Consider the following 25,904-nt stretch of genomic DNA (forward strand, 5'->3'; position numbering starts at 1 on the left):
TGATATTTCTACATTTTTTGCCAGTCTTCTCGACTCAGACCGTAGACTAACACCTCAGTTCCGAAGATTTCTGTTGTCCCTTGCAGTTTTTCGCCTAACTTCTGGGCTACACGCACAGAAGCAACATTTTGAGGATGAATCAAGCTAATAATCTGCGATCGCTGTAATTGGTTAAAAGCATAATTCATTGCTGCTGTTGCTGCTTCTGTCGCAAAGCCATATCCCCAATAATCCCGGCGCAACGACCAACCAATCTCTAACCCAGGCCAGCCTTCTGGTTGCCAACAACCAATCCGACCAATCATTTCACTAGTTTGGCTTTCTTCAACAGCCCACAATCCATAGCCTCGTAATTGCCAATGACCAATTATCATCGCCATATTTCGCCACGATTCCCCACGAGATAAAGGTTGACCCATACCGACATAACGCATCACCTCTGGATGGGCGCACATATCAGCGTAAACATCCAAATCTTCTTCACAAAAGCCTCGTAGGGTAAGGCGTTGAGTTTTCAGTTGAGGAATCATAGTAATTGGTAATTGATTTATTCTGAATCCTGAATTCTGACTTCTGAATTCTTCAAAATTATGTGTTTTTTGGCATCAAATGTAATTAAACCTTGTTGTTGTAATTTGCCGAACAATCGTGTAATTGTGACTCTGGTAGTACCGCAAGCACTTGCTATATCTTCATGAGTAAAGCGCACACTGAAGCGAGTCCCACTTTCTATCTGTTCACCTACTTCCTGTTTCAAAAGCTCTAATAAATAGTGCAAACGGTCTTCTACTAATTGCTTTTTAGAAATAACTAAAAATGATTCTATCTGCCGTAACCGCTGACTGATTTTGGGTAACAAAATATGACTAAGTGTTGGGGTTACTAATATTTCTGACGCATAAATTGGTACTAACTCAACATCTGATAAAGCTATGGCTTGATAAATGGATAGAGAAGTCATACTAGAACCAAATACCATTTGTGTTTTTGCCAACCCTAGCAAGACTTCTTCGCCAGTTTCACTAAAGGTGCTGAGTTTGACCAAACCTCGATAAATATACCAAACAACAGAGTTACTAATAGGGATAGTTTCGCCTTTAGAATGTTTGTATCTAGGGCGATTATGAATAAAATCTTTGTAATTCTCTGCTGATGGTAATTCTGTTGGCTGGCGATCGCCAATATTCCGGATTAACCATAGTAAATATATGGCGCGGCCTTCTTGGTTTCGTACTACCTTGACTGTGAAGGCTGCGTCAAAGTATTCGCCATGACGTTGTTGCAAACGGATGACTAACTCTTTGGTTCTATCTGTATGATGTAGCTGATTGAGTTGGTGGCGGAAGTGCTGTTGTTCTTCTAAACAAACAAAGTTAATCATTGCTTTGCCAATCAGAAACTGTCTGGAAATATTCAGCAGTTCAGCGGTAGTTAAGTTAGCGTTTTCAATAATCCCTTCGGGATTAGTGACTAAATAGCCATCTGGTGCATACTCGAATAAATCTTGGTAATGTTGGTGTTCTGTTTCTAGTGAATTTTGTGTTTCTTTTAAAGTTTCATTTTGCTGATATAGTTCTTCTGCTGCTAACTGTACCATCCTAGAAGTGCTATAAAGTTCTTGAAAAGCCTGTGGTAGCATATCGGGAGGAATCCAAGGCAAAATACTAGCAGTTTGGTACAAATCTGCTATGGGTTTATGCAAGGCTTCTAAACGTTGGATAAATAGTTTTATATTCATCTTTAATTCCCGCTACTTACTTGCAGAGATTCAGCGAAAACCACAAATATTGAAATTATATAATTATATAAAGCATAGAAAATTTTTAACTAAAAATAACCTATACTTTATATTAGTAATAATTACTAATATATGAATTTTCAATATGTTATTAATTATATTTTGTTTTAGTTTGGTCAAAATCTTATACCAATAGTTACTGATAGCAGTCAAAGTATTGATTCTGACTCCTGAATTTTGACTTTTGAATTCTTATTTAATCACACAGACTCAGCCCATAATCATCTTACCGCTTACTGGTATACGTTAAGTGCAAATTTGTGACAAAAGTTTAGCATTTAACAAAACCTCTGATGATTTAGGCTGCACCGAGTTGGCGATCGCTCGGCGATTTCTGCAAAAATTTATCAATATCAATATTTTATTCTCCACTTAATTTATTCCAATTTTGATTCATCTATAGTACTCATTTGTGAATTTAAAAATTGATAGCGTGAGATACCCAACTTTTTTGAGCAGTTGGGTATCTTGTGGTTCACGAATAATTTAAGATTGCTATAGCTTAACAATAGATGTTAATTTTTGCTTTAGCTTCTATCAAAAGAATAAAGCCACTACTACCGCAGGTATAACCTGAACTGTCGTTAGAAAAGCGGAATTACTAAATTTTTACTAACGTAAACCATCATTATCAATAGCACTGTAGCCATCATTGGGTAAAAGTCCCAGCCAAGGGTCAGAACTAGGAGTCAAAAAAAGTTGCGCGTAAACTTTATCATTTAATTCAGCTAAGTTACTAGTTTGAGCATCTTGCATAAACCATTGATGAATTTGGCTGTGCAGCATATATTCATTTCTGACAGTATCTAAAGCCATCAAAGTTTCAAATTTGTTGACTATTTTCGGCAAATTTGCGGCGGTGGTTTTGGGAGATGCAAATTTTTTTGCACCTATTAAAGCGATGCTATTTTGATCTAGTTTGGCATCAGTGGCATAAAGTTGAGCAATTTTCTGCCAAGCTTCTTGATCTGTAATTTCTGCTAAAGTCTGACGATTTGCTTCAGCATCAGAACGCAGAACATTCAGCATTGGGTTTTCTACAGCCATTTTAGTTACAGCCAGAGAACCTGCAATTGCTGCTGTTGGTGATGGGTTTTCTACTAGTCTTGGAGGGGATTGAATACCTAAGCGGGATAAATCAGCAGTCCATCGAGTTTGGATTGCATTCAGGCGATCACTATGATATTTCTGTAAGAAAGCCTGACGCTGGGTGCTAGGAAGTTTGCTGTATTGTTTCGCTGCAACTTCAGCCTGTTGTAGCTGGCGCAAAAAAGCTTTAGGGCCGTAGAGTCCAGGAATCGCATCAATCGGACGACCAGAAGTATCTAATACATAGTGAATGCTGTTCCCTGTGATTGTGCGCTCTAGTTTGCGACCATCCCCAAAATCAATTGTAACTTTGGGTACAGGGCGAACTGACTGCCAGTGTAAAATAAAGCGGTTTTGTAAAGCTTGAGCAATTGCTGTATTGGGATACAGCGCTACCCGAAAAAACCGACTATTAGCACAACTTAAATCTTGATCTAGTCTACCTAACAAACGCAGAGATAAAATTGGTTTACCACTAGCTTTCGCTGCTGCTTTAGCTGCTTCTAAATCAGTGTACCAGTACAACCGCGAAGCATAACAGTCTCGCTGTTGACACAGTTCATCTAAGGATGCACGAATTTGCGGATTTGGGATAACTGTATGAAAATTGAGTTCATTTTTGTGGGAATCCAAGAATTTTTGCAATCCCTGATTTCCTTGTTTGCGTAACACAGCAACTTCTTGAGATAGTGAAGAAATTTCATTTACGGGAGTTTGCGCTTTCGCTGTTGGCGAAAAATTTAAAATTACCAAGGTAACAACAAAGGTATTTGTAAAGTTTTTCAATGTCATATATTTTCCAGAAAGAGAAGTTGTAGATGGTAAAAAACATCTATTTTTGAGTCTACATCAGCAGATTCAGATGTTATTTTTATAGCTCAACTATAGCTGCGATCGCCAAATACTCAGTTTCGTAAGTAATCCCGAAATATAAAGACTTAATAGATACTTTTAAAGTTTCTGCTGGCAACAAAATTCTATACAGCTAATATCCGTCTATTTATCTAAACTTAGTGAAGTTTCGATATAGGAAACATAATTGAAATAAATGTTGATAAAAAATTCATATATTTAAGCAATATATCTCCTTAAATATGCGAGTAAAGCATCTTTCGCTAAAGGTTCGCAACCGCAATAAAATCAGTACTTTTGCTCTTTAAATACTATCTATTTTTCTTTTAATATTGCTGATAGTTGCGTTATCTTGCTTCCTAAACAAGTCTCATAATTATTATATTAGTGTGCATCTATCGGTTGAAGTTTTAGTTGCTTTTTAGATGAGTTTTATTAAGTAATTGCTTTGAAAATAGCGACATGGTGATGTATTTATCATGAAAATAAAACTCAGAATTTTGGCTCATAGCATAACGCAACGTACACCAGCTTTAAGTTCCAACACTACACCACTGCAATGAACCAATATAGTTGTCCTCTCCTAGCGCTACTGTTAAGTGTAGTCTCTAGTTTCATCTGCATTCCATGTCATGCTCAAGTTACTACAGAAGCAAAATCTGAGTTAGATAACAATAATCCACCAGAGAAAACATCATTTAATAACAAAGAGGTATTACCTGTAAACAATGCAGATGACTCTGCAACTGTCAAATCAACTGTTATCTCCGATAATTCGGAAACTACAGCTGCTGTAACTGGTAATCAAGCTAATTCTCAACCGACATTTCGCGTTCCTATCAACAGTAGAATTTTTGCTTCACCTTCGATGCAACAGTAAAATCAGCTTTTATTTTCTTAAAATTGAAAAACTCAGATCCCTGAATTCTTTGAGAAGTCGGGGATCTATTTATTTACGAATTATTTATGAATGCTGTAGCAGAACTTGTTCATAACGTTTTCCTGCAATATCCCATGTAAATTCTGTTTCGACTAATTGTCTACCGTAATCAGACAATTCTGAACGCAGTTGAGGGTTATCAAACAGCTTGCTAATTGCTGTGACATACTCTGCTGGTGTATTGGCTCTAAAAGCGCGTAATGGTTGTTCTACAATATCTACAGCTAATCCTTCCAAACCGCGATCGCTCGCTACTACGGGTATACCAGCGGCCATTGCTTCTAAGGTTTTATTTTTAATCCCAAAACCAGTTCTCAGCGGGACTACACAAACCGTAGACTGATGCAAATATTCTGACATTGAAGCCACACGACCGGTCACAATCACGCCGGGAAGATTTTTCAACTCTAAAACTTCTGGTGTGGGTCTAGCACCAACAATACTAAATGTGGTGTCTGGATAATGGGTTTGTAATTTTGGTAAAACTTCCACAGCAAAAAAACGTGCTGCATCTATATTATGTGAAGCATCCATCGCACCGACAAAGATTAGTTTATGTCCACCTGGATCTTGATGACGACAGGGAAACAATTCTAAATCGACACCGTTGGGAATAACTTTGATTTCTAATTCAGGACGCAGTTTGAGAAATTCTTGGCGATCGTCTTCTGTAGTCACCACAATATTAGAAAATTTATTGCAGTAACGCTGTTCGTAGCGTTTGAGAACCAGAGACAAATAAAGGCGATCACGCAGTGCATTTTGCGCCGCACCCATTTCTAAATGATCCCGAATCCATCCATATACGGAACTGTGGACATCAACCACCGTATTTACACGGTGACGGTACTCTGGCTGAATATAAATTTCATTGACACTATGTTCACAAGTAATCACATCACACTTACCAGCGCGGACATATTCATCGACACAAGCTTGAATCTCTGGAGAATAGCGATGAAGAACATTTGGCGGTGTGGCTTTGAGTACTGATTCCAGAAAGCGCACCGTCTTACCAAATAAACGAGCGATCGCATGTTTTTCTTGGGGTTGTGGTGGTAAAGGAAAAACAAGCAATTCACCTACATATTTCCGTAATTCCTCTATCTCGGCTAATGTTGTTTCCTTGTTATTCTGTGTAATCAACGTTACGTCGTGGTTATATTGAAGATATCTCAGTAAATTAAAAGTTCTAATTTCTGTTCCTCCACGACTGGGCGGATATGGAAATGTAGACGATAGCATTAATATCCGCATATAATTTTGCATCTCCTTTTCTTAGTAAATATTGTTATGCAATTATTCCGTTAATCGATAATACTTTAACTTTTATTTTGTTAAATGTAAGCTGATTCTCATCAAGTTATTATCCTAATTTATTCAACTAATATTCTGCAAATCTATCAGCAAAAAATATGAGTAACAAACCGCTTCTGTCTATTATTACTCCTACCTTGGGTAAATTTTCTGACTATTGGCTAGAAAATCTTTTAAACGTGGCAGGTTCTGTCCAATTTATTTTAGTTTATCCACCTAAAGTTAAAACCAGAGCAATCAATGATCCCAGAGTTACAGAAATAATTAGTCCCTACAAAGGCGAGATGCCACAGAGGTTTGTCGGTTTACTCAATGCTCAAGGAGACTATATTTTAGCCTTGGATGACGATGATTATGTGCATCCCCAAGTGTGTGAATTATTAGCTAAATATTTTCAACGTTTCCCTGAAAGTTGGATTCTGCGTTTACAAAAACTGAATATTGATATTAATGATGAAAAACGTATCCAACAACCGTGGGCAGAAATTCCTGATATAGAACAACTGGAAGTATGCAAAAAAACTCCTGAAAATCCTTATCCTTATCAAAAAGGTAACTATAAAGGTTTATTAGAAGTTCCCATTGCTCCCTTAGATAAAAATTTTGATTGGCGTTATCTTTTCTGGCCATTTTTAACTAGAAAAGATAACGAAGGTTATCATGTAGAAAATTTTAACAACGTTGTTTGGAGAAATGATTTAATTCAGCAAGCGCTTCCTGAACTTTCACACGCCACAAAAGTTATGGGAGCCGTGACGTGGATACCCTCAAGTGGATTTGATAGATTATCTGGTTTATTTGTCCAAGCTAACTTTTTTGAGAAAGATGCTATTATCGGTCACTGGATACCAAAACCAGAACAAATTAGATATATAGATAAAGATCCAGCTTTAAAGCCACCAAGATTTCATGTGATTTCTGATGCCTTGTTAATTAAACACTTTCCCCAATATGGTTATTTGTGGAATCTTGTGTTTAGCAAGTTATATGCTGTTCCCAGAACAGCGGGGAAATTAATCAGGTTGAAGTTAGTAAAAAAGGCACAGAAGTAGACGTAGGGTGGGGATTTTTAGTTCAACTTTTATTAATAGTTTCAGATAACCACAAGAAAAAAGCCGCCGCAACTCAGCGTTGCAGCGCTTTCGGTGTGGTATGAGGAGCTTAACTACATATCATGATACAGTAGCTGACTAGTTTGCTACATCCTCGTAACAATTTTGGTAACAGAAATTTTTAGCAAGCACAGCCATAACTCCCAGTTGTAATCTTTTCAGACAAAATAAAAACCGTAGAAAAATATAATTTCTACGGTTTTATAGTGTGGTGTGAGGAGACTTAACTAATCTCATCATATAACCCCTAGAAAGATTATTGACCCACTCTTAATAAAATTTGCAGCAAGATTATCGTTTGATGACATAACTCTAAATTATTGGGTATTTAATTTTTTCTAGAGTTAATTTTTAGATTAAAGCACCACCACAACTAGAACCACTCCCTGCGGTACAACCGTAGCAATAGGGGGCTGTTTGTACCTCCGAAACTAAGTCTAAATTACTAGCTGCCAACAACTGAGTAACTGTTAAGTTTTCACCATTGGTGTTTTTTGCTGGTAGATTCATCATTTGGTTAAAATCGCAATCATAAACATTACCTAAATAATCAATCGAAAGTTCATTACGACACATTAAATGCTCAATGGTGCTGGCATTAAAATGGGATTCTAAAAACTGTAGATAGGGAATGTATAGTTTTTTATACTCTAAATACATCTTAGTTCTACCAACTGGTAAATTTGTAATGGTAAACAAATTATTAAAATCAACATTAAACTTGTCTTTTAAAAACCTTTTATAATCCTGCTCTAAATTATTTTGTTCAGGAGCTAAAGCAAATTTTTTATCTGTGGGTAATTGGGGATTATAAACTAAATCTAAAATTAAATTTAGGTCTTGAGCATAACCAAATTTGTTGAGCAATTGCAAAGCTTTAATAGAATCATCAAAAACCCCAGCACCGCGCATTTTATCTACGTTATCTGCTAAATAACAGGGTAGAGAGGCAACTATTCTGACTTGATTTTGCGCGAAATATTCTGGTAAATCTCCAAAACCATCTACAAAATAAATAGTCAAATTAGAGCGAACAATTACCTGTTTATTAGTTGCTCTCGCTGCTTCTACGAGTGGTTTAAAGCCATAATTCATTTCTGGTGCGCCACCAGTCAAATCAACAATCTCAATTTCGGGAAATTTATGAATTAATTCAATCAATTGTTTGCAAATTTCAGGAGAAAGTTCTTCTGTACGTTTTGGGCTGGCTTCAACATGACAATGACTACAAGCAAGGTTGCAGCGTTTACCCAGATTAATTTGCAAGATAGTAATTTTCTTTTTGGTTAAAGGTGTATTTAATTTATGATTGAAGTTAGTAACTATTGAGGTAGTTTGCATAAGTTTATTTTCCGAATTTTAAATAAACACAATACAGGCAGAGATAAATCTCTAACCTTGTAATAATCTATAGGCTATACCACTAATAATTGCAGCTGTGGGTAAAGTAAAAATCCAGGCAATAATTATTTGCAAGAAAACACGTAAATTAACTTTTCTTTCAGTGAGTCCGACACCAACAATAGAACTAGCTGCAACATGAGTTGTGGAAATAGGTAGACCAAAACAAGTAGCGGCGATCGCTAAAAAGCCAGTCACCATATTGGCAGATAAACCTTGAGTAGAATCTATAGTGGTAATTCTTGTACTCATCGTTTCAGCAATTCTTTGGGAGTTGAGTAAGCCCCCTAATCCCATTGCCATTGCGATGGTTAACATTCCACCTTGAATGGAGAAATATTCAATAATCAGAATAATAGAAACTAGCTTAGGTGTTTGATTTATACCTCTGGCAAAACTGACTACGCCTGCACTGATAAAATGCAGAGTATCTAGAACTTTTTGATTGGTAAACCAGTTAAATTGAAAATTAAAATATGCAATTAACTTATAAAGACCTGCTGCTAGAAAAATGGCAATTAGGGGACTAAAGAATAAAGGGAGAATAAAAGACTTTATTAATACGGTAAAATTAACCTTGAGACCGATCGCCACTAATCCCGCCCCTAGTAAACCACCTGTTAAACTGTGAGTTGTGGAAATCGGGAATCCGGTCAAAGCAGCCATCAACACCGTTACACCAGTTGCGATCGCTACTGCTAAATGAATTTCTGGTACATTAGCAATTTCATCTGGAAAAATACCCTGTCCAGAAAATTTTTGTACTAATGTACCAGCCATAAATATTGAGGCAACTGCACCAGCAAAGGTCATAATAGTTGCCCATAAAATCGCTGTTTGGTAGCTAGTTATCCCACTACCAAATAGCGTTGCTACACCTTTAAAGTTGTCATTCGCTCCGTGAGAGTAAGCCAAAAATAACGTAGCCAAAAATAAGCTAATAATTAACATTTTGGGGTTTAATTTTTAACAGCAACCACCACCGTTGTAGTGCCAAGTTGAATCAGTACTTATGATTTTTTCTGGCTCTAAAGCTGCCAGTTTAGCAGCAGTTTTATCACAAACCGCTGCGGGAATACCACGCTGAAGTAGATGTCCGGCTCCGTCATCAAACAAAGATTCTGCACCACAATAAATAGCAGTCTTGCCAGTAAAAATACAAGCGCCATCTTCGGGAATTGCCACTTTAAAAGAAACCGAATCCAGACTTTCTAAAAGTAGGTTTTCTTCTAAGTTGTAAGTTTGAGCATCGAGTAACCGATAAGGACGACGGGCGCGAATTTCAATTTGACCAAAACCAGCATCAATAATGCGCTGAGTATATTCTTGATAGGTAAATGCGCCTGACAAACACATAGCGCGTAGTCGCTCATCTTGTTGAAGATGGACAGGAATTGGACGTGTCGCAATGGGATCACTCATCTGCAAGCGTCCACCTGGTTTCAGCACACGATATGCTTCTTTTAAAGCTCTGGTTAAATCTTCTGGTTCAAAAATGTTGAACAGGCAATTCTGCGCGACAATATCCACAGAAGCATCAGCTACAGGCAAATTAAAAGCATCACCTGTGCAAATCTCCACAAAATTTGGCTCAAACCAGGAGTTTTCTGTGGCCGCAATTTCTAGGTTGCGTGTAGCAGCCTCTCGCATAGCGGCAACTGGTTCAACAGCAATCACAGCACCAGCACGGCGAGAAAAATAAGCGAATTGCAACGCCTCTAACCCACCACCAACACCAACATAAAGTACCGTGGGTTGGTTATTAAGTTCTGTAGGGTGAACTGTTGTACCACAACCGTAGTTCATTTCTTGCATAGACACAGGAATTTTCAAGCCTGGGAATTGCAAGGGTGAACTTTGGACACAGCAAAGTCCTAATTGGGGTGTTTCTGCAACTTCGCGGTAAAATTCCGCCGCTGTTTCTAGATAAGTCATTACAGTCTTGATATTAGGTTTTTGTGAATACTCAATTCTGTGCATTTTAATATAACTGACTATTGCCTAAATGAATTTCTCCTGAGAGGGAGAAGCAACGGGAAATTGAGTTTTAAATTTCAATGACAATTTTACCGAAGTGGGCGGCGGTTTTGAGGTATCGATCAGCTTCTGAGACTGCGGTAAAGGGAAAAACTAAATCAATTATAGGGAAGATTTGATGGTGAGATATTGCTTGATTCATGTTTTCAAACATTTCTCGATTACCTACATAAATCCCTTGTATTGTCAGGCTTTTGCCTAATATGGGCAGTACTTCCTTTGCCTGTCAGCACCCCAATTAAGCTCACACACCCCATTTTGACGGCTTGGAGTGATTGCGGTAAAGTTTTGCTAAAAAAATGTTGGGTTAAAGCCAAATATATATTCTGCGCCTTCACCCAACCTAATTTGAATATATTTTTGAGTTGAAAAAATACCTTAAGTTCCAGGTAAATTTCGCAATTGTTCACCTAAATGAGAACGATCTGCTAAAGAGCGCAACAATGGCCCGTGGGAAGTAAATTCTACAACACTCACAGAACCGACGGGGCAATCCAAGCGATAACGAAAACGTCCCACATCAATTCCTAGCAAACTGCACAACATAATTCTAATAGTGGCTTTATGGGCGACAACTAAAACATTGCCACTTTGGTGAAAATGCTTGATTTCTTCAATCACTCCCATTGCGCGGGAAGCAATTGTGATAGCCATTTCTCCACCTGTTGGTGCATACCAAGCTGGGTCAGCAGACCAACGTAGAAAATCATCGTGATATTCTTGACTGATAAATTCTGGGGTTTTACCTTCCCATTGGCCGTAGTTAATTTCTTTTAAACCCTCACGCAGTTGTGGTTCTATCCCAATAGCTGTACACAAAGGTTTAGCTGTGGCTATTGTGCGCCGCATCGGACTACAAAAAATATCTGCCCAATCCAGAGACTGGTATGCAGATGCAAAAGCCTCAGCCATATCCAAACCTTCAGGAGTCAGTTCTGAGTCTATAGAACCACAAAAAGCATTATTACGACTGTATTCTGTTTGTCCGTGACGAAGAAAGTAAATATGTAAGTTCACGGTAAATTCTCGCTAAGGTTTAAAGAGTATTAAATAATGCTTAGTTTATGAATTGTTTAAGGGCATAATACCATAGCCATTCAAATCCCTACAGAAGCAACGCTATTTATACTAATGGCAGTGGGGAGTAGGAATATTCCTTCTAAGAAGAAGTATGAAAATATACTTATTTTAAATATTCTTGTTATCTAATACTTAATAAACGGGAATAATAACTTTTGATGTATATAGATGAATCTATATACATAAACAAAATTCAACTGACATTGAGGCATGTATAAATGGATGCTAAAGTTTGCACTCCCATAATTCTTGGATATCAAATTAGGGAAGTACTATACACAGGCTCCCGAACTAGAGTATATCGAGCTATCCGCCAGTTTGATCAACTACCAGTAGTTATCAAGCTTTTGACTTCAGAATGTCCCAGTTTCTCAGAATTATTACAATTTCGCAATCAATATAGCATTAGTAAAAATCTTCCCATTCCTGGAATTATCCATCCCTTAGCATTAGAAACCTACGGTAATGGTTATATTTTGGTGATGGCGGATAGTGGGGGAATCGCATTACGAGAATACATCAAAGCTAAGATTCTCAGCCTCGACGAATTTTTAGCGATCGCCATCCAACTAGCTAATATTCTTCAAGATTTACACCAAAATCGCGTTATTCATAAAGATATCAAACCTGCAAATATTCTGATTAATCCTCAAACAAAACAAGTTCAAATCATTGACTTTAGTATTGCTTCCTTGTTACCTAGAGAAACTCAAGAAATCAAAAGTCCAAATGTTTTAGAAGGAACACTCGCTTATATTTCTCCAGAACAAACTGGGAGAATGAATCGAGGTATAGATTACCGGAGTGATTTTTATTCTTTGGGCGTGACATTTTATGAAATATTGACTGGGAATTTACCCTTTATTTGTAGCGACCCAATGGAGTTGCTGCATTGTCATATTGCTAAACAACCAGATGAACTCAACAGTACAGAAATCCCCCAGGTAATTGCAGAGATTGTCATGAAGCTGATGGCGAAAAACGCTGAAGACCGGTATCAAAGTGCATTAGGTTTAAAATTTGATTTAGAAAAATGCCTGTCTCAATCTCAATTAACTGGCAAAGTTGAATATTTTGCCATTGGTGAGAAAGATAGTTGCGATCGCTTCCTCATCCCAGAAAAACTCTACGGACGGGAAACTGAAGTCCAAACTCTATTAAATGCTTTTAAGCGTGTCACAGTCGGTGCTTCAGAATTAATGTTAGTTGCTGGATCTTCTGGGATTGGCAAAACTGCGATTGTCAATGAAGTGCATAAACCGATTGTCCAACAACGCGGCTATTTTATTAAAGGTAAATTTGACCAATTCAATCGCAACATTCCGTTTTCAGCATTTGTGCAAGCCTTCCGCGACTTGATGGGACAGTTGCTGTCAGAATCTGACACACAACTCCAGCAATGGAAAACTCAGATTTTAGCAGTTGTAGGCGAAAACGCACAAGTTCTGATTGAAGTCATTCCCGAACTAGAAATAATTATTGGAAAACAACCACCCGCACCTGAATTATTGGGTAGTGCGGCGCAGAATCGCTTTAATTTGTTATTTCAAAAATTTATTCAAATATTTACCACTGTAGAACATCCATTAGTCATATTTTTAGATGATTTACAGTGGGCTGATTCAGCTTCCTTTGAGTTGATTAAACTACTAATGCAAAACAGTCATTATCTGTTGGTATTAGGTGCATATCGAGATAATGAAGTGTCACCTATCCACCCATTTATCTTGATGTTAGAAGAACTCAAGCAAGTAAAAACGATTGTTACTACAATTACTCTTCCACCTCTGACTTGTGATGATACCAATCATTTGGTTGCAGACACGTTGAATTGTTCTCTAGAATTTACCAAACTCCTGACCGAATTAATTCAGCGAAAAACTCAAGGTAATCCATTTTTTACCACCCAGTTTCTCAAAGCATTACACGAAGAAAAATATATTATCTTTAATTGCGATCGCCATTATTGGGAATGTGATTTGCTCAAAGTAAATGAACTATCACTCACTGATGATGTAGTGGAATTTATGGCATTGCAATTACAGAAATTACCAGCCGCAACCCAAAAGATTTTAAAATTAGCCGCCTGTGTCGGTAACACGTTTGATTTAGCAACAGTAATGCTGATCTCAGAACAATCGCCAACTGATACATCCACAGCATTATGGAAAGCTTTGCAAGAAGGCTTGATTATTCCTACAAGCCAAGTTTACAAATTCTTTCAATTAGAAGATACGGCACATTCTCAAGCAGAACACACCATCAATCCAACATATCGATTTCTACACGATCGCATTCAACAAGCCGCCTATTCTTTAATACCTGATGACCAAAAACAAGTCACGCATTATCAGATCGGGCAACAATTATTAAGTCATCTCTCGGAGGAAAAACAGCGGGAAAGTATTTTTGATATCGTCAATCATTTAAATATGGGGAGCGAGTTGATTACCACACAAAGACAAAGAAATCAATTAGCAAAGTTAAACCTTATGGCTGGAGAAAAAGCCCTGGCAGCAACGGCATACTCTGCTGCTGCTAAATATTTTGATAGTGGAGTTAAGTTTCTACATGCCGATAGCTGGCAAAGCGAGTATAGGCTGACATTATCTCTTTATGAATCTGCAATTGAGGCAGAATATCTTAACATCAACTTTGCTCATGCTCAATCCTTAGCTAATTTTGTTTTAGAGCGCACGACTAGCCTACTTGATCGCGTCAAATTTTATGAACTGCAAATTCAAATGTATATGGCTCAGTCAGAAACGCCAAAAGCACTGGCCATAGGTATGTCGGCTTTAGAACTTTTAGGAGTAGATTTAAACAATGCTCCCGCATCTTCAGCAATTTATCTGCCACAACTAGCCACAATAGAATCATTGCCAGTTATGCAAGATGCTCATCAAATTGCTGTTATGCGTATACTCATGGCAATTTTTTCTCCAGCCTACACCACAAAACCAGAACTTTTGTCCCCGATTGTTTTGACAATGATTAATCTAAGTTTAAAACAGGGACACACATCGCTGACTGCCTTTGCCTATGTATTTTATGGCATAATGCTGTGTGGATTTGAGAAGGATTTAGATAAGGGATATTACTCTGGATTACTGGCTTTGAAAGTATTAGAGCAGTTCTCAGCCAGAGAATTAGAGTGTAAAGTTAGCAATTTATTTAATGTTTTTATTAGACCTTGGAAAGAACCTCTAATTCAAACTATAGAACCATTAGGTAGGGCTAGTCAAATAGGTTTTGAAATGGGGGATATTGAGTATGCTAGTTATGCCACTGCTCATCGCTGTACCTATCGATTTCTAGCTGGAGAAAATCTTGTAGACTTACAAGAAAAACAAAAGATAGCGCTTGAAGTTTTGCAGCCAATTAAACAACATCATTCTCTGGTTAATGCTCAAATTTGGCAGCAACTCGTCTCCAATTTGTTGGGAGATGTTACTGATATAAAAAAATTATCCGGTGAGCATTTTGATGAAACTGAGCTTATACCCATTTTGTGTGCCGGAAATGATCGATCACTGTCGTTTACAGCTTATTTGGCTAAGTGTATTCTCAGTTATTTATTTGCCGATTATCCGGTGGCTGTAACATCAGCAGTTCAGGCAGCAAATTATGCAGATGCAGCTATTGGAGTGACTGTTGCACTCCACAACTTTTATTACTCTCTTGCGCTGCTGTCTCAATCTGAAGACAGTGGCACACCAAATATAAACAAAAATTATCAATCTCTGCTAGGCCAAATAGAAGTTAATCAAAAATTATTGAAAGTATGGGCTGTTCATGCGCCAAAAAACTTTGAACATAAATACAATTTGGTAGAAGCAGAAAAATGTCGAGTATTAGGCAAAAAAACAGCAGCCATTGAACTATATGATCGTGCTATTGGTGGAGCTATAAAAAATAATTATATCCAAGAAGCAGCACTCAGCAATGAGTTGGCGGCCAAATTTTACCTCGACTGGGGTAAAGAGAAAATTGCCCAAGTTTATATGCAGGAAGCTTACTATGGCTATGCTAATTGGGGTGCAGCAGCGAAAACTGAAGATTTAGAATATCGTTACCCTAACTTATTACTGCCCATTCTCCAAAAAATAAATCCTATTCTGAACATCTGGGATACTCTCGAAACTTTGGTTGTCCCTAATTTATCAATTCATTCTTCCACAAAAGTCAACGGTTCTTCTAGCTCTAGCATCAATAATGCACTAGATTTTACCGCCATCCTCAAAGCCTCTCAAGCATTATCCATGACAATTGTTCTGGATGAACTATTACAAAAACTCACGCAGATTGTTTTGCAAAATTCTGGGGGCGATTACTGTGCCTTAATTCTGCCCGATAGTGATGGTAACTGGCACCTCAAAGCCATTGCTACACTTGAAAGTACAGAACTTGTTTCTGAACCTCTGGAGGGGAATTTCCTGCTACCCGTTAAGCTGATACAGTACGTCAAAAATACCCAAGCAATTGTAGCCTTCGATAATCTAAAAACTGATCTACCCGTAATTGGGGAATATTTAACGAAGCACCAACCAAAAAGCGTAGTTTGCTTACCAATTCTGAATCAAGGAAATTTGATTGGGATTGTGTATTTAAAGAATCAGTCTACTAGTCAAGTATTTACAAATGAGCGCATTCTCATTCTGAATTTCCTGTGTACTCAAGCTGCTATTTCTCTAGAAAATGCTAGACTCCATGCCCAAGAACGGGCAAAATCCTATCGTTTAGAGCAATCTCAACAAAGATTACAAATTATCATTCAACAAACACCAGTAGCTGTCCTAGAGTGGAATACTCAGTTTGAGTTTCAAAATTGGAATCCAGCTGCGGAAAAATTATTTGGCTATACACAATCAGAAATATTAGGTAAACATTTTCGTACTATTATTCCTGAAGAGTATCACGCTTACACAGATGATATTGCCACTTCAATTTTAGCTGAAAATGGTGGTTCTCACGCTATTAATGAAAACATTACTAAAGATGGTCGACGGATTGTTTGTGAATGGTTTAATGCCGCACTACTTGATGCTAATGGAGAGATTTATGGTGGCGTTTCAATGGGGTTAGATATTAGCGATCGCCAACGGGCAGAAGCCGCCATTCAGAAAAAATCACAGGAACTAGAAATGGCTTTAAAAGCCCTACAGCAAGCACAATTACAAATTATTCAAAGTGAGAAAATGTCCGCTTTGGGTAACTTAGTTGCTGGTATCGCCCACGAAATGAATAATCCCTTGGGCTTTATTGCCGCTACTCTCAAACAAGCTAAACCCACCTTTGCTGATATTATTGAACACTTGAAAATCTATCAAGAAACTTTACCTGATAAGAGTGAAGAAATCCTCGATCACGAGTCAGAAATTGATTTGGAATATAGCTTAGAGGATTTACCAAAAATGCTCGATTCCATGACAATGGCTTGCGATAGATTAAAAAATATCAGCACTTCTCTACGCACATTCTCCCGTGCTGATAGAGATTATAAAGTGCCATTTAATCTTCATGAAGGCATTGATAGTACAATCTTAATTCTCAAGCATCGTCTCAAAGCCAACGAACAGCGTCCCGCGATTGAAGTAATAACTAGCTACGGTAATTTACCACAAATAGAATGTTTTCCTGGGCAATTAAATCAGGTATTTATGAATATTTTAGCAAATGCCATTGACGCATTGGAAGAATCAAATCATGGACGGAGTTTTGAGCAAATTCAAGCTCATCCTAACCTGATTACAATTACCACATCAATGACGGATAAATATGCAAAAATCTCCATTACTGACAACGGTAAAGGCATGAGCGAAGAGGTAAAATGCAAAATCTTTGACCATTTATTTACTACTAAAGCTGTAGATAAAGGTACGGGTTTAGGTTTGGCGATCGCTCTGCAAATTGTCGAGGAAAAACATAACGGTCAAATCGCAGTTAATTCTGTTATGGGAGAGGGAACAGAATTTCTTATTTCCCTTCCCATTAAGGCTTAATTTGGGAACTTTGATTTAAAAATTGCAATTCAATTCAGGTAGGTAATGCGGAAAAGTCGCTGCCTACCTGATTTTTATGTTTGGACATTACCCACCCTAGGATGATAGAGAATAATACTTTTTTGAAGTTGCAATTGGACACTTACTTAAGTAATAAAAGTGTTTAATTACACATATTTATTTGTTAGTAAATATCTCATCAATGGGAATACTAAGCTTATCTAAACTTGCTGCGCGTGGTTTCATCCATGTAGAGAAGCAAAGGCCAAAAAAAGCTAGAGGTGTATATAAATGGCTACTGAGTTTCCTACCCCCGTCATTCCTGGATATCAAATTAGCTTTCAACTGTATGCAGGTTCTAGAACCAGAGTATATCGTGCTATCCGCCAAGTCGATCAACTGCCAGTAGTCATCAAACTCTTGACCTCAGAATATCCCAGTTTTCAAGAATTATTGCAATTTCGCAACCAATATACGATTAGTAAAAATCTCCAAATTCCGGGGATTATTCATCCCTTGTCATTAGAAACATATCGCAATGGTTATATTTTGGTGATGGCGGATACAGGCGCGATCGCTCTACGGGAATACATCAAAACTAGCACTCTTTCCTTAGCAGAATTTTTAGCGATCGCCATTCAATTAAGCAATATTCTCCAAGATTTGCATCAACATCGCGTTATCCACAAAGATATCAAACCTGCTAATATCCTGATTCATCCCTACACTAAACAAGTACAACTGATTGACTTTAGTATTGCTTCCTTGTTACCTAGAGAAACTCAAGAAATCAAAAGTCCCAACGTTTTAGAAGGAACACTAGCTTACATTTCCCCAGAACAAACTGGGAGAATGAATCGGGGTATAGATTACCGGAGTGATTTTTATTCTTTAGGTGTGACATTTTACGAACTCTTGACTGGGAATTTACCATTTATTTGTAATGACCCAATGGAGTTAGTTCATTGCCATATAGCTAAAACGCTAACTATATTGGGAAACATATCAGATATACCGCCGGTGATTGCGGATATTGTCAAGAAATTGATGGCGAAAAATGCCGAAGATAGATATCAAAGTGCTTTGGGATTAAAGTTTGATTTAGAAACTTGTTATGAGCAGTTGCAAGATACTGGCAAAGTTGAATATTTTGCCATTGGTAGACGGGATATTTGCGATCGCTTCCTCATCCCTGAAAAACTCTACGGACGAGACGTAGAAGTTACCAGCATAGTGCAAGCTTTTGAGCGCGTCGCCAACGGTAAAACCGAAATGATGCTAGTAGCAGGATTTTCCGGGATTGGTAAAACCGCCGTCATCAATGAGGTTCACAAACCCATTACCCGACAACAAGGCTATTTCATCAAAGGTAAATTTGACCAGTTTAATCGTAATCTTCCCTTATTAGCTTTTGTCCAAGCTTTGCGAGATTTAATCGGGCAGTTATTATCCGAATCAGACACCCAATTAAACCAATGGCGCAGCAAAATTCTCACAGCTTTGGGTGATAATGGACAAGTTTTAATTGAAGTGATGCCAGAACTCGAAAGAGTGATTGGTAAACAACCTGCCGCACCAGAACTTTCGGGAACCGCCGCCCAAAATCGTTTTAACTTATTATTCCAGAAATTTATTGCTGTTTTTACCACAGCAGAACACCCATTAGTCATGTTTCTTGATGACTTGCAATGGGCAGATTTAGCTTCTTTGCAATTGATTAAACTGCTGATGGCAGATAAAAATTATCTGTTATTGTTGGGAGCTTATCGAGACAATGAAGTATCGCAGACACACCCATTAATTTTGACAGTTGAGGAACTCCAGCAAGTTGGCAAAACAGTTAATACAATTACCCTTGCGCCTCTAATGTTAAGTGATGTCAATCAGTTAGTTGCAGATACGCTGCATTGTACAACAGAGCGATCGCTTCCCCTGACAGAATTAATTGTCCGCAAGACCCAAGGTAATCCCTTTTTCATTACTCAGTTTCTCAAAGCATTATACGAAGATGGCGAAATTAAATTTAATTGTGAACAGGGATATTGGGAATGTGATATTGTCCAAATTAATGCCTTATCTCTCACAGATGATGTGGTGGAGTTTATGGCACAACAATTGCAGAAGTTACCTGATGAAACACAACAAATAGTCAAATTAGCTGCTTGTATCGGTAATCAATTTGATTTAGCCACCTTAGCGATTGTTTCTGAACAATTACAGATGGAAGCAGCAACAGCTTTATGGAAGGCTTTACAAGAAGGCTTAATTCTCCCTCAAAGTGAAGTTTATAAATTTTATCTCAACCATGAACAAACAGATACAAATACTCACAACATTGAAAATTTAACCTATCGCTTTCTCCACGATCGCGTCCAACAAGCTGCTTACTCTTTAATTCCCGATCGCCAAAAACAAGCCACTCACCTCAAAATTGGCCAATTACTCTGGAGTAATACCCTAGAGCAAGAGTTAGAAACACGCATTTTTGATATTGTCAATCAGCTAAATATCGGCATTGAATTAATTACAGAACCATCCCAAAAAGAACAATTAGCCCAGTTAAACTTACGGGCTGGACATAAAGCTAAAGTTGCGACAGCCTACTCTGCGGCTGTGAGTTACTTAAATACAGGTTTAACACTTTTAACAGCAAATAGTTGGCAAAGTCAGTATGATTTAACTCTACAGTTTTATGCAGCTTTAGCAGAATCAGAATATTTAAACACTAATTTTTCTCAATCTAAATACTTCATTGAGCAAACGCTTTTATCGGCTCGCAACTCACTAGATAAAATCAAAGTTTATGAAATCCAGATTTTATCTTACACTGCTCAAAACAAACTGATAGAAGCTATAAATACAGGGAGAGAAGCTTTAGACTTGCTAGGTGTAGATTTTCCTGAAGATTGTGATTTTGAGACAATGATTACCCAACATCAACAACTCAAAATTATTTTAGGCGATCGCCCCATAGAAACTCTTGCAGATTTACCAATTCTCCAAGACTCTCATCAATTAGCGGCGATGCGAATCTTAGTTGGTTTATTTGCATCTGTGTATTTAGCTAAACCACAGTTATTACCTTTAAAGATATTCACAATGGTGAAAATCTGCATTCAAAAGGGTAACTCTCCTCAAGCAGCTATAGCCTATAGTTTGTATGGCTTATTTTTGTGCGCTACCGGAGAAATTGAGCGCGGCTATCAATTTGGTCAACTAGCAACTATTGTCTTAGAACAATTGCAAGCTAAAGAGTTAACTAGTAAAGTTAATCTCACCTTTGCTTTATTTATTAAACATTGGCAAGATTCTCTGCGTTCTACATTACCTGTGTTTTTATCAGGTCTAACCAGTGGGCTAGAACACGGTGATTTAGAATATGTTGGTTATTGTGCTAATTGTTATTGCCAATTTCTATTTTGGACAGGTGAACATCTCGAAATTGCCGAAGCTGAAGCTGATAAATACTGTTTGCTGATTGAAGATATTAAGCAAGAAGCTTCTTTAATTTGGGCAAATACATGGCGACAAACAGTAATGAATTTGCGTGGTAAGGCTGAAAATGCCAAAATGCTGATTGGTTCTAGCTTTAGTGAAACTCTGACTCTGCCATCTTTGATTCAAAGTCGTAATGTGAATGGAATTTGCTATGTTTATCTAGCAAAACTCTTACTATGTTATTTATTTGGTGATGTGGAAATTGCCAAAGATTATGCTAGTAAATTTGAAGAATATGAACAAGGAGCAGCGGGATTATTGATTATTCCGCTGAAGAATTTTTATCAATCTTTGAGTTTGTTGTCATCATATTCTAGTTCAGATACAGAACAAGTAACTGTAGATTTAGAGAAGATTGCAAACAATCAAAAATCAATGAAGATATGGGCAGATCATGCTCCTATGAACTACCTACACAAGTTTCAATTAGTAGAAGCTGAAATTCATCGAGTATTAGGCAAATACTATGAAGCTGGTGATTTGTACGATCGCGCGATCGCTCTGGCTCAAACTAACGGCTATCTGCAAGAAGCAGCCCTCGCCCATGAATTAGCAGCAAAGTTTTACCTAGCTTGGGGTAAAGATAAAATCGCCACAGCTTATATGCAGCAAGCTTATTATGGTTATGCTCATTGGGGTGCAAAAGCCAAAACTGACGATTTAGAAAGCCGCTATCCCGATTTACTGCGTCCCATTTTCCAGCAGACAACACCAATTCTCAACCCATTGGAAACCTTGGCTGCTATTACTAACTCCCATGTCTCGATTCATAACGCAACAAACACTAACACCTCTAATACAAGTCTGAATATTGCTTTAGATTTTGCTGCTATTCTCAAAGCCTCTCAGAGTCTATCTAGCACAATTCAACTAGATGAACTATTACATCAACTAACTCAGATTATTCTACAAAACTCTGGGGGCGATCGCTGCGCTTTAATCTTGCCAAATAGTTATGGAATATGGGAGGTGAGAGCCATTACCACATCCGAAACCACAGAACTTTGTCGCCAACCCTTGGAAGGTAATTCCATCCTCCCCGTCAAACTGATTCAATACGTCAAAAACAACCGAGAAGTTGTAGTAATTAACGAACTCAAAACAGATTTACCTGTAATTGATGAGTATTTACATCAGCGCCAACCAAAAAGTCTGTTATGCTTACCAATCATCTATCAGGGAAGCTTGATTGGGATTTTGTATTTGAAGAATCGCTTTACTAGTGGAGTGTTTACAGGCGATCGCATCCTTATTCTCAACTTCCTTTGTAGTCAAGCTGCTATTTCTCTAGAAAATGCTCGCCTTTATCAGCAAGCTCAAGCTTATGCTCAACAGTTGGAACAATCTCAACTCCAGATAGTACAAAATGAAAAAATGGCATCTTTGGGTAACTTAGTCGCTGGTGTTGCTCATGAAGTTAATAACCCCATTGGTTTTCTTTACGGTAGTATCAGTAACGCTCAAGAATACACTCAGGATTTAATCAGACATCTAGAACTTTATCAGCAATACTACTCTGAACCTGTTGCACCAATTCAAAATAATGCCAAGAATATCGATTTGGACTTTTTAATTGCAGATTTACCCAAGTTACTGCATTCCATGACTGAAGCAACTGAGCGTATTAAATCGATTAGCACCAGTCTGCGTACCTTTTCCCGTGCAGATACGATTAATCAAGTGATGGCTAACATTCATGATGGTATTGATAGCACCTTGTTAATTTTAAAATACCGCCTCAAAGCCAACGAACATCGTCCTGCCATTAATATTCAGCAAGAATACGGTGATATACCTTTAATTGAATGCTTTCCTGGTCAGTTAAACCAAGTATTTATGAATATCTTGGCTAATGCCATTGATATGTTTGATGATATGGCACAAGAACGCACATTTGCCGAATTGCAAACTCATCCTCAAGAAATTACTATCCGCACTCAAGCAATTGCCAACCAAGTTTACATCCATATTCAAGATAACGGTAAAGGGATGAGTGCCGAAGTTCAAGCAAAAATTTTTGACCATTTATTTACTACCAAAGCAGTTGGTAAAGGTACTGGTTTGGGAATGGCGATCGCTCGTCAAATTGTGGAAGAAAAACACAACGGTAAAATCGAAGTTAATTCAATTTTGGGAAAAGGCACAGAATTCATCATTTCCTTGGCTATTAAGACTGCTTGAGTCTGGGTAATGCTGTGTATACCTAAAAACCTTGTCAGGGCTGGGTGTAGGGGATTTTGTTATGTGTTCAGTCTTTTTATTTTATGATTAATTCTTTCCCTCACACCTCTACACCCATTCGTAGCAAAATTTTCCCCTTTTCTTAGTGCCATTCACCTCTCTCTGTGCAGAAACAGCAAAATACTCTCCCCAGCCACCTTAATGATACGTCTTTATACTTGTAACAGCAAAGAAGTGACTAAGTAATTCCACATTATATTATACAAAGTAGGTAAAAAATGTACTGTCTAGTAAACAAAGCCGTTCAAGATATGATTTGTGAGTGCCACAGAGAAGATTCGTGGAAAACTATTAAAGAGTCATCACAAAATACGTCGGTAAAATCTATTTCTACGACTCCTGGCGACAGGGAATATAGCTATTGCTAGATGCGGACATCTTTAAAAACACTATAATCTACATCTGTTGAACAGAGAGATTTGCTTGTGGATGTCATAGTAAAACGATCGCAAACACTTAAACAAGCCTTGGTTGATTTTGTCCTAGATGCGGAAGGCGAACTCGCACAAGCACTAGAAATTTATGCAGCCGCACAGTCGCGTCGAGGAAGTGGCGATAATACCCAACAAGGTTTAATTATTGATAGCTTTATTACAGAGGGAAAAGTTGGGGATAATTCACCTATAGAGTTATTTATTGCCAGCAATGCAGACTTATCAGAGAGCGATCGCCATTTACTCAATAGTTGGCATCGTACCTTTATGGGTTTATTTACCATCACCCAGATTCTACCTGATGGCTTGGAAATGATGAACTGGCTGACAGCTAAAAATTACATTGTCACGTCTAATAGTCCTGAAAAACAACGAGATATTTCTCGTTTCCAGATAGGAGATATATTGCTTACCCGTATTTCACCCCTGACTGAAAATGAGTGGATATTTTCTGGGACTCACACTTTTATGGGTAAACTCGGTAAGCCAAAACTCGCTGTTGCAATTGGTAATTTTAAAGATAATTATAAAAGTCATCTTTACAGTGATGCCCCCGAATTACTCGAAGAAGCATGGCAGTCAGTAGAACAATATCATCAGCAGTTTGTTGACTTTTTTGGTAGTGATGAAGTTACTTTACCAGGATACCAATTAAACAAAAAAATAGTTGAATTTCAAGAAATTATCAGTAACAAATATCTCCAAGCAGCCGGACTAGATACTTCCAAATCTTTGGATGAGATAGCAGCAGAAGCAGGTATTAGTGAAGAAGAAATTACCGCAGCTGCTAAAGAAGTTGGCGTTGACTCTAATGCAGTTTCGCAAATGCTAAATGGAAAAAATGGCAAGCAAAAAATGGTTGCACCAAAGGTAGACTTACCTGCTGAATTACGAAAAGCTGAACAAGCCACAGCAATTTCTCATCCGCGTTGGGGGCTAATGTTTTTACCAACATATACTAAGTTTACAACTATTTTATTAGCTGATGATTGGCAAAGTATTGCAGGTGCAGAAAAACTAATTCGTCACTACTTAGAAAATAAAAGCATTAATGCTTATGTTTGGCATCAGTTAGCAAAAAAATATCCGAATCAACTAGAAAAAGTCTTGCAAGATTTCTTGCAGAGTCATGAGTTTAGCCTGAGTAATGACTTGGATAAACTCTTGCAAGAGTTTGGTAAACCTACTGAACCAGAATTACCCGAAATTGCCAGTGTGCCTTTACATCTGCATAATTTATTTCAAGAAGCACTGGCAGAAGTTAATAAATCTAAACCCAAAGCTAAGGCGCAAAAACAAGCCGCAAAAGGTTTTCAAAGAGGTTAGGCTAATTCAAGTGCAACTCAAATCCAGGTAATACATCTTCCCCAGACAGAATTGCTGGAATTTGGATTACTTCGACAGAATTTTCTTGTCGATAAATTTCTACTTTGCCATCTTGATAATTAATCAGCCATCCTAAACGCAAACCATTTTCTATATATTCCTGCATTTTTTCTTGCAAAGATTTGAGCCTATCTGTTTCAGAACGCAGTTCAATGGCGAAATCTGGTACGAGTTGCGGGAATTTTTTGCGTTGTTCTAGCGTTAAAGCTTCCCACCTTGCCAGTTTTACCCAAGCTGCATCAGGAGAACGTTTTGCACCATTTGGCAGGATAAAGATAGTTGAAGAACTAAAAACTTTGCCTAATTTAGCTTGACGATTCCAATTATTCAAATCTGTAATTAAGTCTGCTTCTTGATTTCCGCTTTCTCCTCCTACTGGTGGCATAATAATTAATTCTCCTGCTGCGTTCATTTCCAAGTTTAAATCACGATTGGCAATACACAATTGATAAAATTGCTCATCACTTAAATGCGCGATGGGTTCTAGATTGAGAACTACAGTATTCATTTAACTTGTCCTCGTGGCTTTTTTGCTAACTTCAGTTACTTTTGATTAAATTTTAACAGTGGAGTATCAGAGATGGTTTATCACATAAACCAGAAATTGTAGTGGCGTAGCCAGCCTAATTATTGATGAACGGGAAATTCCCAACTTTTTAAAGCAGCCTGGGGAGTTTCATCTGTAAAACTTAATTTTATATTGTATAACTTGGTATA

At 37.7% G+C, this 25,904-nt stretch carries 16 protein-coding genes; 6 read left to right on the forward strand and 10 right to left on the reverse strand.

Annotated features, from left to right (window positions below; all coding sequences use genetic code 11):
• Positions 1 to 8: 8 nt before the first annotated feature.
• Positions 9 to 530 carry a GNAT family N-acetyltransferase gene (locus NOS7107_RS10855; RefSeq protein ID WP_015113018.1) on the reverse strand — a complete coding sequence of 174 codons (522 nt, stop codon included), beginning with the start codon at positions 528 to 530 and terminating at the stop codon, positions 9 to 11.
• A gap of 17 nt (positions 531 to 547) precedes the next feature.
• Positions 548 to 1,738: a helix-turn-helix domain-containing protein gene (locus NOS7107_RS10860; RefSeq protein ID WP_015113019.1), complete on the reverse strand. Its 1,191-nt coding sequence runs from the start codon at positions 1,736 to 1,738 to the stop codon at positions 548 to 550.
• Positions 1,739 to 2,048: 310 nt separating this feature from the next.
• On the opposite strand from NOS7107_RS10860, the gene NOS7107_RS29685 reads away from it, so the two are divergent.
• On the forward strand, positions 2,049 to 2,174 hold the full coding sequence (locus NOS7107_RS29685) for a hypothetical protein (protein ID WP_301280997.1): 126 nt from the start codon (positions 2,049 to 2,051) through the stop codon (positions 2,172 to 2,174).
• Positions 2,175 to 2,410: 236 nt separating this feature from the next.
• On the opposite strand, the gene NOS7107_RS10865 is transcribed toward NOS7107_RS29685, so the two are convergent.
• Entirely contained in the window at positions 2,411 to 3,679 is a 1,269-nt protein-coding gene (locus tag NOS7107_RS10865) for a hypothetical protein (protein WP_015113020.1), read from the reverse strand.
• A 619-nt stretch (positions 3,680 to 4,298) separates the two neighbouring features.
• On the opposite strand from NOS7107_RS10865, the gene NOS7107_RS10870 reads away from it, so the two are divergent.
• Positions 4,299 to 4,619: a hypothetical protein gene (locus tag NOS7107_RS10870; RefSeq protein ID WP_015113021.1), complete on the forward strand. Its 321-nt coding sequence runs from the start codon at positions 4,299 to 4,301 to the stop codon at positions 4,617 to 4,619.
• Positions 4,620 to 4,703: 84 nt separating this feature from the next.
• Here NOS7107_RS10870 and NOS7107_RS10875 read toward each other — a convergent pair whose 3' ends face one another.
• On the reverse strand, positions 4,704 to 5,936 hold the full coding sequence (locus tag NOS7107_RS10875) for a glycosyltransferase family 4 protein (protein WP_015113022.1): 1,233 nt from the start codon (positions 5,934 to 5,936) through the stop codon (positions 4,704 to 4,706).
• Between the two features lie 158 nt (positions 5,937 to 6,094).
• On the opposite strand from NOS7107_RS10875, the gene NOS7107_RS10880 reads away from it, so the two are divergent.
• Positions 6,095 to 7,048: a glycosyltransferase family A protein gene (locus NOS7107_RS10880; protein WP_015113023.1), complete on the forward strand. Its 954-nt coding sequence runs from the start codon at positions 6,095 to 6,097 to the stop codon at positions 7,046 to 7,048.
• Between the two features lie 411 nt (positions 7,049 to 7,459).
• On the opposite strand, the gene arsS is transcribed toward NOS7107_RS10880, so the two are convergent.
• The 5 genes from arsS to NOS7107_RS10900 all read right to left on the reverse strand — a co-directional run bounded on the left by arsS (position 7,460) and on the right by NOS7107_RS10900 (position 11,563).
• Positions 7,460 to 8,449, reverse strand: a complete 990-nt coding sequence (gene arsS / locus NOS7107_RS10885; protein ID WP_015113024.1) for an arsenosugar biosynthesis radical SAM (seleno)protein ArsS — start codon at positions 8,447 to 8,449, stop codon at positions 7,460 to 7,462.
• A gap of 51 nt (positions 8,450 to 8,500) precedes the next feature.
• A complete protein-coding gene (locus tag NOS7107_RS10890) occupies positions 8,501 to 9,460 on the reverse strand; it encodes an inorganic phosphate transporter (RefSeq protein WP_015113025.1) in 960 nt (319 codons plus the stop codon).
• Positions 9,461 to 9,475: 15 nt separating this feature from the next.
• Positions 9,476 to 10,444 carry an arsenosugar biosynthesis arsenite methyltransferase ArsM gene (gene arsM, locus NOS7107_RS10895; protein WP_044500731.1) on the reverse strand — a complete coding sequence of 323 codons (969 nt, stop codon included), beginning with the start codon at positions 10,442 to 10,444 and terminating at the stop codon, positions 9,476 to 9,478.
• A 112-nt stretch (positions 10,445 to 10,556) separates the two neighbouring features.
• Positions 10,557 to 10,688, reverse strand: a complete 132-nt coding sequence (locus NOS7107_RS29845) for a zinc-binding dehydrogenase (protein ID WP_367580320.1) — start codon at positions 10,686 to 10,688, stop codon at positions 10,557 to 10,559.
• Between the two features lie 236 nt (positions 10,689 to 10,924).
• On the reverse strand, positions 10,925 to 11,563 hold the full coding sequence (locus tag NOS7107_RS10900; protein ID WP_015113027.1) for a histidine phosphatase family protein: 639 nt from the start codon (positions 11,561 to 11,563) through the stop codon (positions 10,925 to 10,927).
• A gap of 281 nt (positions 11,564 to 11,844) precedes the next feature.
• On the opposite strand from NOS7107_RS10900, the gene NOS7107_RS10905 reads away from it, so the two are divergent.
• From NOS7107_RS10905 to NOS7107_RS10915, 3 genes are all read left to right on the forward strand, one after another.
• Positions 11,845 to 17,628: an ATP-binding sensor histidine kinase gene (locus tag NOS7107_RS10905; protein WP_015113028.1), complete on the forward strand. Its 5,784-nt coding sequence runs from the start codon at positions 11,845 to 11,847 to the stop codon at positions 17,626 to 17,628.
• A 291-nt stretch (positions 17,629 to 17,919) separates the two neighbouring features.
• Positions 17,920 to 23,307 carry an ATP-binding sensor histidine kinase gene (locus tag NOS7107_RS10910; protein WP_015113029.1) on the forward strand — a complete coding sequence of 1,796 codons (5,388 nt, stop codon included), beginning with the start codon at positions 17,920 to 17,922 and terminating at the stop codon, positions 23,305 to 23,307.
• Positions 23,308 to 23,792: 485 nt separating this feature from the next.
• The gene (locus NOS7107_RS10915; RefSeq protein WP_015113030.1) at positions 23,793 to 25,127 is read left to right on the forward strand and encodes a hypothetical protein; all 1,335 of its coding nucleotides are present in this window, start codon (positions 23,793 to 23,795) and stop codon (positions 25,125 to 25,127) included.
• 1 nt (position 25,128) lies between these two features.
• Here the strand turns inward: NOS7107_RS10915 and NOS7107_RS10920 are convergent, their stop codons facing one another.
• The gene (locus NOS7107_RS10920; protein ID WP_015113031.1) at positions 25,129 to 25,695 is read right to left on the reverse strand and encodes a Uma2 family endonuclease; all 567 of its coding nucleotides are present in this window, start codon (positions 25,693 to 25,695) and stop codon (positions 25,129 to 25,131) included.
• Between the last annotated feature and the right edge of the window lie 209 nt (positions 25,696 to 25,904).

Origin of the sequence: Nostoc sp. PCC 7107 (genome assembly GCF_000316625.1) — a bacterium.
Taxonomy (GTDB): domain Bacteria; phylum Cyanobacteriota; class Cyanobacteriia; order Cyanobacteriales; family Nostocaceae; genus Nostoc_B.